At 61.1% G+C, this 13,508-nt stretch carries 5 protein-coding genes; 3 read left to right on the plus strand and 2 right to left on the minus strand.

Going from position 1 to position 13,508, the window contains the following annotated elements; translation table 11 throughout:
- Positions 1 to 48: 48 nt before the first annotated feature.
- On the plus strand, positions 49 to 723 hold the full coding sequence (locus tag S6FBBBH3_RS07015; protein ID WP_120177067.1) for a GNAT family N-acetyltransferase: 675 nt from the start codon (positions 49 to 51) through the stop codon (positions 721 to 723).
- Between the two features lie 346 nt (positions 724 to 1,069).
- Here the strand turns inward: S6FBBBH3_RS07015 and S6FBBBH3_RS07020 are convergent, their stop codons facing one another.
- Positions 1,070 to 1,672 carry a hypothetical protein gene (locus tag S6FBBBH3_RS07020; RefSeq protein WP_120177068.1) on the minus strand — a complete coding sequence of 201 codons (603 nt, stop codon included), beginning with the start codon at positions 1,670 to 1,672 and terminating at the stop codon, positions 1,070 to 1,072.
- Between the two features lie 421 nt (positions 1,673 to 2,093).
- Between S6FBBBH3_RS07020 and S6FBBBH3_RS07025 the strand changes: the two genes are divergently transcribed.
- Both S6FBBBH3_RS07025 and S6FBBBH3_RS11085 read left to right on the plus strand, forming a co-directional pair.
- Positions 2,094 to 5,519, plus strand: coding sequence for an SMI1/KNR4 family protein (locus tag S6FBBBH3_RS07025; RefSeq protein ID WP_120177069.1), 3,426 nt, complete (start codon positions 2,094 to 2,096; stop codon positions 5,517 to 5,519).
- A 69-nt stretch (positions 5,520 to 5,588) separates the two neighbouring features.
- Complete coding sequence (locus tag S6FBBBH3_RS11085) at positions 5,589 to 5,762, plus strand: hypothetical protein (RefSeq protein ID WP_170143864.1); 174 nt, start codon at positions 5,589 to 5,591, stop codon at positions 5,760 to 5,762.
- 169 nt (positions 5,763 to 5,931) lie between these two features.
- On the opposite strand, the gene S6FBBBH3_RS07030 is transcribed toward S6FBBBH3_RS11085, so the two are convergent.
- Positions 5,932 to 13,353, minus strand: coding sequence for an autotransporter outer membrane beta-barrel domain-containing protein (locus tag S6FBBBH3_RS07030; protein WP_120177070.1), 7,422 nt, complete (start codon positions 13,351 to 13,353; stop codon positions 5,932 to 5,934).
- Positions 13,354 to 13,508: the final 155 nt, after the last annotated feature.

Raw genomic sequence — 13,508 nt, forward strand, 5'->3', positions numbered from 1 at the left:
ATTTCGCCGCATCGTGTAGGCTTTCAGGTTCGACATGGACCTACGACAATGCCGGCTACACACACTCTCCCCGCTAATTCCCGTCAGCTTCTTCGCACCCCCCGCGTGGTTTTGCGCACGTGGCGCACTTCGGACCTCGTTCCTTTCCGCGCGCTCAACGCCGACCCCGACGTCATGGCCGAATTTCCTTCGGTGCTGACCGCCGAGGAAAGCGACCGCCTGGCGCTTGCCTCCTACGAGGCTCACGAACGCAACGGCTTCGGCCTTTGGGTTTTGGAACTCCCGGGCGTTGCGGACTTTGCCGGGATCATGGGCTTCAACCGCCCCTCCTTCCGACCCGACGACGTGGAAATCGTCTGGCGACTCGAGCGCCGCCACTGGAGCCAGGGCTACGCCCGCGAAGCGGCCCGCGCCGCGCTCACGGCCGTCCTTTCCGAACGCGAACCCGCCGTCCTGACGGGTTTGCCGTTGCCCGTGAGCGTTTCGGACGAAATCCTCGAAGGCGTCTTCACGCAGCGCATCGACGAAGTCGTCGCCTTTACGGCTACGACGAACCGTCGCTCGATTCGCCTCATGAACAACCTCTCGATGACGCACAACCCGGCGGACGACTTCCTGCACCCCGCTCTGCCGCCCGACCATCGACTCGCCCGTCACGTCCTCTACCGCTTGAAGCGGCACGACTGGATGATGCACGGCGAAACGCGCATCGAACGCATGTGAGACATGCGATCGGTTGCGGTTGATCCGATTCGCTTTGCGGAATCGGACCGCAGGCCGAACGACTCCAAGGGGCGCTCGTCGAGAGCGCCCTTTTTGTTCGTCGAAACTTTCTTCGGGCGGCTCTTCGGCGGCGCTTCGATCGAATCCGAGCGCGGAGGAGCGTCTTCATCGAAGCCCCGTACCCAAAAAGGCCGAAAGCAAAAAGCTCCGGGATTGTCGGATCCTCGGAGCTTTTTTGTACTTGCGTCGTGCTTTCGCCGTGCCCCTGTCGGGCGTCGGCGGTTGTCCGACGGCCCGACGAGGGCCGACGGGCTCGCAGGAGCTTTTCGCTTGAGCCCGAAGCCGATTACTGCGCGACGGCGGGCTGAGCAGCGGGAGCGGCAGGCTGAGCCGCAGGAGCCGCTTCGGAGGCGGGGGCGGCGGCGGGAGCAACCTGAGCCGGCTGACCGTCTTCCGTCACGGCCTTTTCTTCGTCGCCCGAAAGCGCGTTGCTGATCGCGTTACCAGCGACGACACCGATGGCGGCGCCCGCGATGTTGCTTACGAGCCCCGCGGCCATGGAGGGCTGGGCGGGCGCGGCGTTGGCGGCGGGAGCGGCCGCAGGAGCGGCGGCACCGGGAGCCGCATTCGCGGCGACGGGCGCCTGAGCGGGAGCAGCCGCGTTCGCGGCGGGGGCGGCCGGACGGTTGAGGGCGGAGACCCCCGGCACCGGGGCGCTGCCGGCATTGGCGGCCGTGGGAGCGACAGGAGCGGCGGGAGCGGCAGCCGCAGCAGGAGCAGCGGCGGGGGCCTTCGCGGCGGGAGCCTGCACCGGAGCGACGGGCTTGGCGGTCTGGCTCTTGTACGCGGGCGTCGAAATGGCACGCTTCGGGGCCTTGCGCTTCGCGGCTTCGGCGGCACCCGCCATGCAAAGAGCGGTGACAACGGCCGTTACGACAATCTTCTTCATGTTGGTCTCTTCTTTATTGGACGTATGGTCGAATGGATTTCAAAAGCAAGCTCGGTCGATTGCGTCCGAGCGTCTTTCTTCGTTGGACACCATTGTACGGTGTCCGACCGATAGCTTCAGCTCGAAGGTCTTTTCCGATTGATAGAAATGTGTAACGGTCGTTGACCGAAACGCCGTCGGACTGGGGTTTTCGAGGCTTTTCGAAGCCCTTCAACTCCTTTGAGCCTCTTTCGGCGGCTTCCGGTCGGATGCCTTCGGGAGGATACGTCGGTTCGAAAAAAGACTTTTCTCCAAACACGGATTCCCCGTAGACTGAATCGGACGGGCGACCGACCTCAGGCCGTTTTGGAAGCCCTTTTTGCACCGCCCCGTCGGCCGCATCCCGACCGCCGCATCCCCGCAAACCGTGGAGGGAAAAGATATGGACCTCTTGCAACAATGCCAAATCTGGACCGAAGAGGACGAATTCCGCAAGATCATCGATGCGATCGAAGCGCTTCCGGACGACGAGCGCACGCCCGAACTCGATTCCGAGCTCGCTCGCGCCTACAGCAATGCGGCGACGGTCGACGACCGCGACATGCTCAAGCACGCCATCGAGCTCCTCAAACCCCATGAGGCGTATTTCCGAGGCGACCACCGCTGGAACTTCCGCATGGCCTACGCCTACTTCTACCTGGAGCAGGAGCACCGGGCTCTTCCCTACTTCGAGAAAGCGCTTGAAGCCCGGCCGGGCGACGAAGACACGGAAGAATTCATCGCGAAGTGCCGGCACTACGAGACGCTGCCGCTTTTCCGGTCTTGCTTCCGAGAACGCACGGCGAAGGCCTGGGAGGCGTTTGCCGAAACGGAAGCCGACCTTCGGAAGGCCCTGGCCGAAGACAAGACGCACGAAAACGCACACGAAATCGTCGAACAATTCCGGTCGATTTTCGACATTGCGTTCGACGACGTCGCTTTTGAGATCGGCGTCAACGAGCACAAGCACGAAGTGATCCTGAGTCCCCAAGGCGACAAGGTCAAGCTTTTCGAGCTTGTGTACTTCCGCGACCGTGCGCCTGCGTCGGTGCTCGAAAACTGGAATATCCTCGTCGGGCGCCAACGCGCGAACGACGTCGGCATGCGCACCGAAGACTTCGACATTTCCGGGAGCGACGTTCGCGTGTGGGTCGAGAAAACCGATGAGAAGCGCATCGGCCTCAAAGCCTACTGCGAGAAACTGCTCCCCGTTCTTAAGAACGAGGAAGGGAAGGCCTATTGGGCCTTGGAGACGCTCACCGACCAAATCCTGGGCGAAATCCCGCACATGCGCTGCGTCGACGCGTTCGAGGTTCTCGATCGACCGCTCGCAGAGCCGGGGATGCTGCTCGCAGACCTTCCCGCCGAACTCGAAGCCGAAGGGTTCGACCTCGACCCCGATCCCGCGCGGTGTCTCGATTCCGCTCTCTGCTACCAGTGCAAGCCCAACGACGACCCGGATGCGGATTGGCGGTTGGACGTCATGGCAGGGTCGACCTGTTGCGCGGCCCTCATCAACGACTACCTCGGGGGCGACACGGACTTTTCGGACGAACTCCTTGACGACGGCGCCGTGGCCGGCTTTTTCATCTATCCCCTCGACGGATTTTTCGGCGAAGATCAAAGCAAGCGGATTTTCGACTTCCGCGATCGACTCGAAGAGGCACTCGCCGCAGGCGACGGCCCGGAGATCGCGACGCTCACGGGCGGCGCGACCGGCACCCGGTGCGGCTATGTCGACTTCATCGCCTGGGACATTCGCGCGCTCATCGAGAAGGCCAAAGCCTTCTTCGACGCGTCGCCCGTGGAATGGGCGAACTTCCATGTCTTCCGCCGCGATGCAGGCACCGTCGCCCTGAAGGCGCCGCAAAGCACCGATCCAGAAGGCGATCCGGAAAAGAAACCGGATATGGAAGAGCATTCGGAAACGTTCGCGTCGAAGGCTTCTGGCGCAGAGGCGACCGCGCAGGGGTCATCGAAAGCGGAAACATCGGCATACTCGCCCGAAACAGCCGAAGCGTTCTTCGCTCAAATTGAAAAATGGAACGATGCGGACGATTTCTCGTCATGCATACGGGCTCTGGAGTCCGTCCCCGAGGATCAGCGGAATTACCGAACCGCCTACGCTTTGGCCCGGGCCTTGGAAAACTACGCCGTCCTCGGAGACCACCAGGAAGGATCGCCGCAGGACGAGGCGCAGGCCGCCCTCAAGCGTGCCGTGGACGTTCTGGAATCCGTTCGTGCGGAAGGCGTTGACAAAGCCGAGTGGCACATGCGCATGGCCTACGGCTACCAATATATGACCGACCAAGAGGAAAAGGCCGTTTCCTACGCCCGACGTTGGGCGGAGCTCGATCCTCGGGATGAGTGCGCGCCCATGGTGATCGAAGAATGTGCCCGCAGGATCCGTCGTCGGTTGCGTCGGGCCGGAAAGACGAAGTTCACGCCCGGGGCCACGCCCTTTGAAGGTTTCGACTTCACGAACTTCTGGAACGATTCTGAGTACGCGAAGAAGGAATACGTGAGTGCCGAGCCGTCCGACGAGCTGATCACCGAAATCGAAAGAGAGCTCGGCTATAAACTGCCGGCCTCATACGTCTGGCTTATGAAGCGGCATAACGGCGGGATTCCCGTCAACACGTGCTTTCCGACCGACGAACCGACGAGCTGGGCCGAAGACCACGTAGCGATCACCGGCATCTTCGGCATCGGACGCGACAAAGCCTATTCCCTCGGTGGCAACCTGGGCAGCCGATTCATGACGAGCGAATGGGGGTACCCGCCGATCGGTGTGGCCGTTTGCGACTGCCCGAGTGCCGGGCACGACATGATCTTTCTGGACTATCGCGCGTGCGGACCGGAGGGCGAACCCGCCGTTGTACACGTCGACCAGGAACTGGACTACCGAATCACGCACTTGGCCGACAGCTTCGAGGAGTTCGTTCGCGGTCTTCAGAACGACGCCGTCTTCGAAGAAGCGGACGAGGAAGAGAACAAGGGCGACGCTGTCGACAACGAAAACGACGACGCGACGGACGCAAAGGATGCGAAGGATGAGCCCGGATGCGGACCGTTTCTCGGGTTCGCGCTTCTTTCCAAAGGGTGCTGGGACAAAACCCGACTGATTGGCGACCTGAAGAAACTGTGGGACATCACCGTCCCGGAAAGCGATCCCGACGAAGACGAGCGGGACGATTCGCTGGTCTTCAACCTGGGCGATCGGATGGTCGCCATAAGCCTGATGCCCTTTCCCATCCCGGGCAACGAAGCTGAAACCAATGCCGAAAACAACTGGATGTGGCCCGAAGCCGTGGACGTCGCGAAGAAGCACGCCGCGCACATCATGGTTGCGGTCTGCGGCGGAGACGACGATCCGATCGAGCGCGGCAAACTGTTCGTCAAACTCATGGACGCCTGCAGCCGGCAACGCTACGTGAGCGGCATCTACACGAGCGGCGTCGTCTTCGAGCCCGACTTCTACCGGAAGGCGGCCGACGCATTGAGGAACGACGACCTTCCCGTGCACGCTTGGATTTGGTTCGGTCTCTACGAGACCGACCACGTGCTCGGCGCCTACACCTACGGCCTGGAAACCTTCGGTCGCCGCGAGATCGAGGTATTGAATGCCGAAGGTGCCGATGCGCGGGAGCTCTGGGCGTTTACATCATCGATGGCCTCCTACGTTCTCGAGTGCGACCAAACGCTTGAAGACGGCCAAACCATCGGTTTCTCGGAAAATGACAAGCACGCCATTACACTTTCCGAAGGAGCGGCTCTTCCGGGGATGACCCTCAAGTTCGCATACGGAAACGGGATGCCCGCCGCTTGATCCGACAACACGTCAACCGCGAAGGCGGGTCCGCGGCGAACCTGCCTTCGCCTCTTCGCTTTCCGAATCATGACGAACGGTATTCTCGCAGTCGCTCTTCTTCTCGCGGTCTTGGGCGTCGTCTTCGGCGGCATCCCATGGCTTCTCGACTGGTTCGAACATCCGGGCAGGAACCTGCTGATCGCGCTTGCCGTATGGGCGGGACTCGGCCTTTGGATCCTCTACCGATGGTGGCGCTTCTGACGCAGGCCTTTCGAGGGGCCGTCCTCCGGACGGCGCACTGAGGTTCTTCCGAGGTCATTCGGCCGCCATGCAAAAGCGGTCGGCCTCCCGCGCATGACGCGAAGAAGACCGACCGCCTGAGTGGCACATTCAAGGCGCCTTCGGAGAAAGCGCCTTCAGGTGTTCAACGTCAGAAGGTGTACCGCACCCCCAACGACCCTTCGCGGTTCGAGTACCCGTCGGAGCCCGACGTGACGCCGAAGTGGCCCCAGACCGTGAACGCATCGTTGATGCGCCAATCGGCACCGGCACGCACTTCACCCTGGTCCTCGGCACCGACCTGCTCGACCGTCACGTTCGACATCGTGACGCCGTACGTTTCGGTGTTGTGGATCCAGTTGAGTTCGACGTACGGGGAGAAGCCGCCCGAGTTCTTGCCGAAGGCGTAGGTCTTCACACCCAACTTCGTGCGGATGTTGTCCTTCCCTTCGAACGTCACGTCGTGGACGTCGTTCGAGACGTCGTCCGCTTCGTAACCGAACCACGTGACGGAGACGTGCGGTTCGACGTAGATGTCGCCCGCCTGACCGTGCGCGTTGTAGGAAAGGGCCTTGAAGCCCCAGCCCGCTTCGATCGACGCGGAGAGACCGTTCCCGTCCACCGTTTCGGAGACGTTCCCGCCCTTCACGTCGCTTTCGGCGTCGGTCCAGAGGATCCAGCCGTCGACGTAGGGACCCGTGCGGTCGGCGCCGTTAAGCTGCCAGCCCGCATAGAGACCCGCGGCCCACGCGTCCGTATCCGCGCGGGAGTCGAGCGCCGTACGGTTCGAACGGCTCTTCGTGTCTTCGGTCGCATAGGAGAACATCGCGCCCGCGTACCACGTGCCGCCCGCGGCAAGGCCCGAGAGGATATCGGAACCCACCGTGGTGGTCGAAGCCGTGTCGTGGACGTCGATCTGCCCCGTCGAATCGCCGTAGCGTTCGTTCGAGACGGTTTCGAGCACCCAGAAGCTGTTCGCAATCGATCCGTCGGCGTTCGCTGTCAACCACGAGCGGTTGCTCATGCGGTCGTGGAGCGAAATGTCGAAGAGCTGCGCGGCGGCCGCAACACCGAGGTAGGAACCGGCGGTGACCGTCGTATTGCGAACGTCGTCCTCACCCGTGATGCTCGAAAGGAACACGTCGGTGCCGTTCTGGGCGTCGTCCTTGCGAACGAGCGTGTAGTCGTAGGCACCGGCCGTGAGGGCCTCAATCCGAGAGCCGTTCGCGTCGACAAGGTTCACGGTGAAATTCCCGTCCTCGGCATGCGCCGCATCGACGAGCTGGATGCTTTCTTCCGCACCCCGGTCGACGTTCTTCGGCGTCACGGCGAGGTTGAGCGTCCCCGAAGCGGTACCCGTCACGCGGATGCCGTCGGAACCGTTTTCGCCCAGGCCCCAGATCGGCTTCGTCGTCGAGGATTCGCCTTCCTTCACGGAGACGGTCTTTCCGGTCACGACGTCGAGCGCGAAGATGCTGCCCGCATCGGCCGAGAGGCTCTGCGTCGTGAAGACGCCGTCCACATCAACGACCGTATCGGCGCGGGTCGTGAGACCCAGGATCGAAGCACCGCCCTTGACGTTCGTCGTGCCTTCGGCCGCAACGAGACGCATCGCGGCAAGGTTTGCCTGCGTGCCGTCGATGACAAGCGTCCCCGCACCCGTCTTCACGAATTCGCCCGCACCGATCGCACGCGAGCGTGCGTCGGTGTAGTAGAGAACGTCGTTCGTCCAGGTGTAGGAGCCGTCCGCCACCGTGAAGTCGACGGAAGCATCGGTATCGACGCGGAAGGCGCCCTTGAAGCCCGAAAGCGTGTCGAGCTTTTCAACGACCAGTTTGCCGCCTGCAAGACCGATCGTGGTCGAATCGTCGCCCGTCACGGTCGAATTCGCGGCGAGGGTCGACGTACCGGTGCCGGTCAAGAGGAGATCGTTGTCTTTGGCAAGTTCCACGGTGCCGTTCGAGCCCACGGTGAGTGCGTTCACCTTGAGAGCGTTCGTGTAAGTGCCGGTGTTGCCTTGCGACACGGACACCTTGAGAGTCGAAGGCGCGGAATCGGTTCCGTCGCCGTTCTCCATCGTACCGACGCGAACGAGCGAGCTGCCGCCGAATGCGTCCTCATTCGCGGCGGTAAGCGTCGCACCGAGGTCGATCACGGTTTCACCCGTGTAGGTGTTGCCGGCCGCAAACGTAATGCCGTCCGAACCCGCAGTACCGAGACTGTTCGAAACGATCACATTGCCGTCACCCTTGATCTCCGCGTCGACGACGTGAACACCCGACTCGGTCGAGGCCGCTTCGTCCATGCGCAGGGTCGCGCCCGAGACGATGTCGATCCCGGTGATGCCCGCACCGATCGCGATGCCGTTGTGAGCCTCGTCGGCCACGAGCTTCACGCCCGTCGTGACGTTCGCGACGTGCACCGTCTTGTCCACGTTGGGATCCCAGTTCGGCTGCCAGAATTCGACAACATGCTCGACGTTGTCGCCTTCAAGCTTCATTTCGGAAGCGATCTTCGCAAGGTCGCTCGTTTCACCGATGTTCTTGATGAGCGTGAGCACCGGATAGTCGGGCGTGTCGCCCAACATGTCGAGAATCGACCCGTGATACGTTCCGCCCGAGGGAAGACCGCTTGCAAAGTCGAGGTTGTCGACGTTCGCAACGACCGTCACCGTATGCTCGGCACCGGTCCCAACCACGTCGAACCCGTGTCCCTGCATGTCGATTGCGTTCACGGAAACGCCCGAGGTATTTCCGAGATATTCGTCGCCGCTCCCGGGAAGAACCCCGGCCGTGAAGTCGAGCGTCGCACGGTCGGAAATCGAGAAGTCGCCCGCGAGCTTCACGGGATTCGGCGTCACGGTACCATCCCCGCCGCGAATCTTGGCGTTGTTGATGTGAAGGACGGATCCTTCACCGACCTCAAGCTTGCCCGTCGACGTCGCAAATTGAGTGAGCGCCGAGTTTGCAACGGAAACATCGGTACCGATCGTCGCTTGGGCGTTCACAAAAGCGAGCGTACCCGTGAAGGCGGAAGAATCCGTTCCGATCGCCGTCACGTCGAGCGTTCCGACCGCTTCGGACGCAGGCGCATAGCTGAGAACGACCCGCCCGTCGCCCGAGATTTGCGAGAGGTCGGTCGCACCCGCCTTGCCTTGAATGTCGAAGTAGGCGCTGCTCGAATTGTCGACCGAAACCGTATCGGCCTCGAACGATCCGTCTTCGGCCGGAGTGTAAGGACCGAACGTAACGGAGCTTCTGTTTTCGAGGACGTAATCGGCCGAGCCCGAAGCGAGTGTGAAGTTCCCCGTCGATTCCCAGAAGGAAACGACGGCACCCTTTTCGGCCCTGACGGCACCCGCAAAGAGATCGGGACTGCCGACACGGTCCGCAATCAGAAGTTCGGCATTTTCACCCTCGGTCTCCGCATCAAGGACAATGCCGAAGTCCGTACCGGCATAAGAGCTCACGGCAAGCGTACCGCCCTTTACGACGAGCTGACCGTCGCCCGAAACTCGACCGTTCACCGTACCGCCCGCAGCCAGGATCTGATCATTCTTCAGAATGACCTCTGCGTCTTTTTCGACATCAAGGGTTCCGTAGGAATTCCGGCCGGCGAGCGTCACGATTTCCTTCTCGACCTTGATTCCGCTCGTTTCCGACCCCGTCACCGAAAGATCAAGCGTCGTATCGGCCGTCGGATCGGGCGAGCCGGTGAGGTTCAAGACCCCCGTGAGGGTCAACGAGTCGGCCTTCGTGTTGAAGCCCACGCCCTTGTCGGTCGTCACCTGCCCGAGCGTGTAATGGATCGTCCCGATCTGCTCGCCGTCCTGCATGAGATCGGGATCCTTATCCACATTGTCAAGACCCGTGATCGTGACGTTTGCGACTTCAACCTTGTCGCCCTCGACGAGCCAGGTGGTCTTCCCCTCGACGTTGTCGATCGAGAGAATGTCGGACGCATCCACGGTCAAGCCCGACGCGTCGGTGGAGACCTCGATCGTAACGTCGGAAAGGTTCACGTTCGTCCCGTGAAGCGCACCGCTCGCGATGTCGGCACCCGCCGTGACTTTGCCCACATTCAGAACGCCGCCCCGGAGGTCGATCGAATTGAAGACGTGTTCGCCCTTCGACTCGATCGTACCGCCTTCCTCGGTCATGACGAGGTTCGCACCCGACGTGGAGTCGGCATTCTCACCGTTGATCTCAAGGTGGCCGCCCGCGACCTTCGTGGTTCCGTTGAAATTGCCCGTCGTGTCGTGCTTTGCGTAGTCCTTGAGGACGATCGTACCCAGACCTGTGACGTGCGAAAGATCCGCGACGTCATCCCGGCCGTCTTTGTTGCCGTCGAGAACGAGTGTGGCTTCGCCGCCGACCCGAATCTCGCCTTGGTAGCCCGAGGTGACGTCTTCGATGTCCGTTACTCTGAGGGTTCCGCCGTTAAGAGCGAGAGTCGTGTCGGAACCGCCTTCGAGTACCGAGCCTTCGGCGAAATAGCCGCCCTCTGCAACTTCGAGCGTCAAGTGATTCTCGGTCGTGTTGCCGCCGATCTTCACGACGCCATCAACGGCAAGTTTCTCAACGATCTGATCACTCTTTTCATCCTGAGCACCGCTCAGAACGAAGGTGCCCTTCGCATCGACGTCAAGCATGCCGGTGCCGAGCGCACCCGCTTCCGCAATGAGGCAACCGCCTTCAACTACGGTCGAACCGCTCCACGTATTTTCCGTGTTCACGAGATGCAGGAACCCGTCACCCGTCTTTTTAAGGGTGCCCGTACCGGTCAATTTCGGTTGAACACCTTGGTACTCGGAACCCTCGACGGCAAGTTCGAGGGTTTTGCCCTCAAGGAGTTCGATTTCGTTCAGCTTGTGCGTGACGTGGAGCCCGGAGCCGTCGAGTTCCGTACCGTAACCCCAGGTTCCCTTGGCGGCGGCACCGACCGCGTTGTCGCCGATGAAGAGCCCGGAATCGCCGAAGTACCCCGTCAGTTGTTCATCGTGATCGGTGTCGCCGTCGACGATAACGTTGATGGTTCCACCCGCGGCTTCGGGGTCAAACCCGTTGGCAACGGAAATCACGAGCGTTCCCCCGTTGCCGTTGAGAGCGTCGAAAATCGAGTCGCCCTCGTCGCCCGTACCGACGGTAAGCCCCTGCACGGCCGATTCGTCAACCACGATCGTACCATTGCCGTTCACGGTGAGATCGTTGACCGTGATCGCGGCCTTATCGCTACCAAGGTTGCTGAAATCGAACTTCGAAAGGTCGATCGTACCCCCGGGATTCTTGCCGGTATCAGCCCAACCGAGGCGATTGAGGCGGGTCGTCTGATCGTTCGAAAGGGCGATCGTACCGCCAGTCCCTACCGAAACGCTGAGCTTTTCGGACAGGCCTTGCATGTTCGCCTGCGGGAGATGAAGGGTCGTGCCCGTCATGCGGATCCAACCCGCGTAGTTGTCGTCGACCTGAACGGTGTCCGCGAACGCAACCTCCCCCTTCCCCGAAAGCTCAATCACGTCTTCGGGAGCGGATCCTTCAACCGAGAAGCGGTTGTCGATCACGAACCCCCAATCCGACTTGAACGTAAGCAGATTCTGACTCTTCGCGGAGCCCGAGGTATTCGTCATCACGACGTGACCGAGACTCACGGCATTGTCGTATGCAAGCGTCAGATGAGCCTGGTCAAGGGTCGTCGTGCCGACGTTCCTGAGCCAACTCGTATATTCGACATTCGCATTTGTGAGCGAGACGTTGTACGCGGATTCCGAATTCAGTGCCGAGACCAAGGTGCCGAACTTGTAAACATCATCCGACGTACGGCCCTTGCCGACGAAAGCCAGCTCCTCACCCACCTTGAGTCCACCGACGGAGAAGTTCGAAGTATCCGTTTTGCTCCCGGCGGTACCCAGCGTGAGGGTGTGCTCAACATTCAGCTCGCCCGTAACGGTAAGCTTGGCATCGTCATCCACCGTCACGCTCGTGCTTGCGGTGAGTCCTCCACGGGCCACATCGAGACTCACGCCGTTCGCAAGTGCGACGTCCCCACCGCGAATGAACGCACCGTCCGTGGTGGAAATCGTATTCGCGCCCGAAAGGCTGACCGAACCCCAAGCATCAAACCGGGCGGCGTTAATCGCACTGTCGTGCATCACGAGCAAGTCGTTGACCGCAACGTTCTTGTCCGCAACGAGTTGCGTACCCGCGGCGAGCCGGGCGGTGTTCGCCGTGAGGTCGCCAGTTGCATGGAGGGATCCGTTTGCATTGAGAAGCAGGCTGTTCGCGGAGAACGTACCGGCCGTGACGGTATTCGCACCCGAAACCGTCGTGTTCCCGGTCACCGTCACGGAAGAAGCCGTCAGGGCCGCGTCGGAGATCTCAAGCGCTCCCGCCTTAAAAGTAGCCAACCCCGTCGTAAGGGACCCCGACGTGAGTTCCGCCCCGTTGTCAACCTCGAAGGAACCGACCACGTTTATCGTGTTCTGGCCAGCAAAGGTCGCATCGCCCGTAACTTCAAGCGACGTACCCGCCGTCGTCAGCGCCGTATTCGTGAAGTCGATCGTGTCGAGCTCGCCAAGAGCACCCTCGTTGACTTCGACGATGTTCGCGTCGGTAGCGTTCAGAATCCCCGAGCTGCCGAGCGACGTTTCGCGCTCAAGGTTGAGCGTGACGCCCTTGACGGTCGTCGCCCCCGTGTAGTCGTTCGCAAGATGCAGACGGTCGAGTTCCTGATCTTCCGTCTTGTGCGATTCGAAGTTTTGCTTGACCGTGACGACGTCTTCCGCTTTGTTGTCGCCAACGTACGCAACGTCACCCTCGCCCGTCAGGTGTGCACCCCAATTCTGCGAGCCCGAGACGTTGAGTTTGAGCGTTTGCCCGTCGTAAATTTCAAGTTCGGAAAGGACGGTGGCCGTGTAGAACGTGGTGTCGGTGAACATGATGCCATCGTGGTATCCGTCCCAGGTCTTACCATCGAGGGCCTTCAGGTTCTGAGCGCGCGTGCCGATGATGTATCGACCGCGAGCGACCGTCTTTCCGTTTTGTTCGATGAGTTGCTCGAAAATGTTCGAGTCAAGAGGGTCGCTGTTCCCCGTATCCACCGAAAAATGCGCTCCCGAGTGTACCGTCAATCCTCCCTTCACATGAACGAGCGCCTGATCGAACCCCCGAGATTGTTCGAAGACCGACATCGCATACGGGTCGTCGAGATTGAGTTTGACGGTCGGCGTCCCCGACGAATCGAGCCCGTTGAACCGGAAGACGTAAGGGTCAAAAGCCCACGACAAGACCGTAAGGTCTTCGTCGTAGGTCTTGGCCGCGAGATCAAGGTTCTTGTTACCGAAGGCGAAACCTGAACCGACGTGCGTGGTTCCCTCGTCATGTTCCTCATTAAGAATGACATCGTAACCGGTGTCCCAAGTTGCCGCTTCGATCCCGGAAGAGAGCGCGGCCGCAGCAACTGCGGCCACAGCGATTGCCTTGAGGCGGGAACCCTTGGTCCGACTCGTCTGAAGTTCGGATACCGCCGTCGCAGAGCCGGTCCGATGATTCTTCAGTGTTTTGAAAATCTTATTCATGGTGAATCCCCTTCTTTCCGACTCCGCGGAGACGACGACGCTCGGAGATCTTCCGCGCGAGGGCAACCTGACCTCTCGCGCGAGTGTCCCGTCCTACGGAGTCCTACGCGTAAAAGTTTCCGCGGACGGTTTCTCTACCTGTTTAGGGGTATCCA

It is taken from the genome of Sutterella megalosphaeroides, assembly GCF_003609995.1.
Taxonomy (GTDB): Bacteria; Pseudomonadota; Gammaproteobacteria; order Burkholderiales; family Burkholderiaceae_F; genus Sutterella; species Sutterella megalosphaeroides.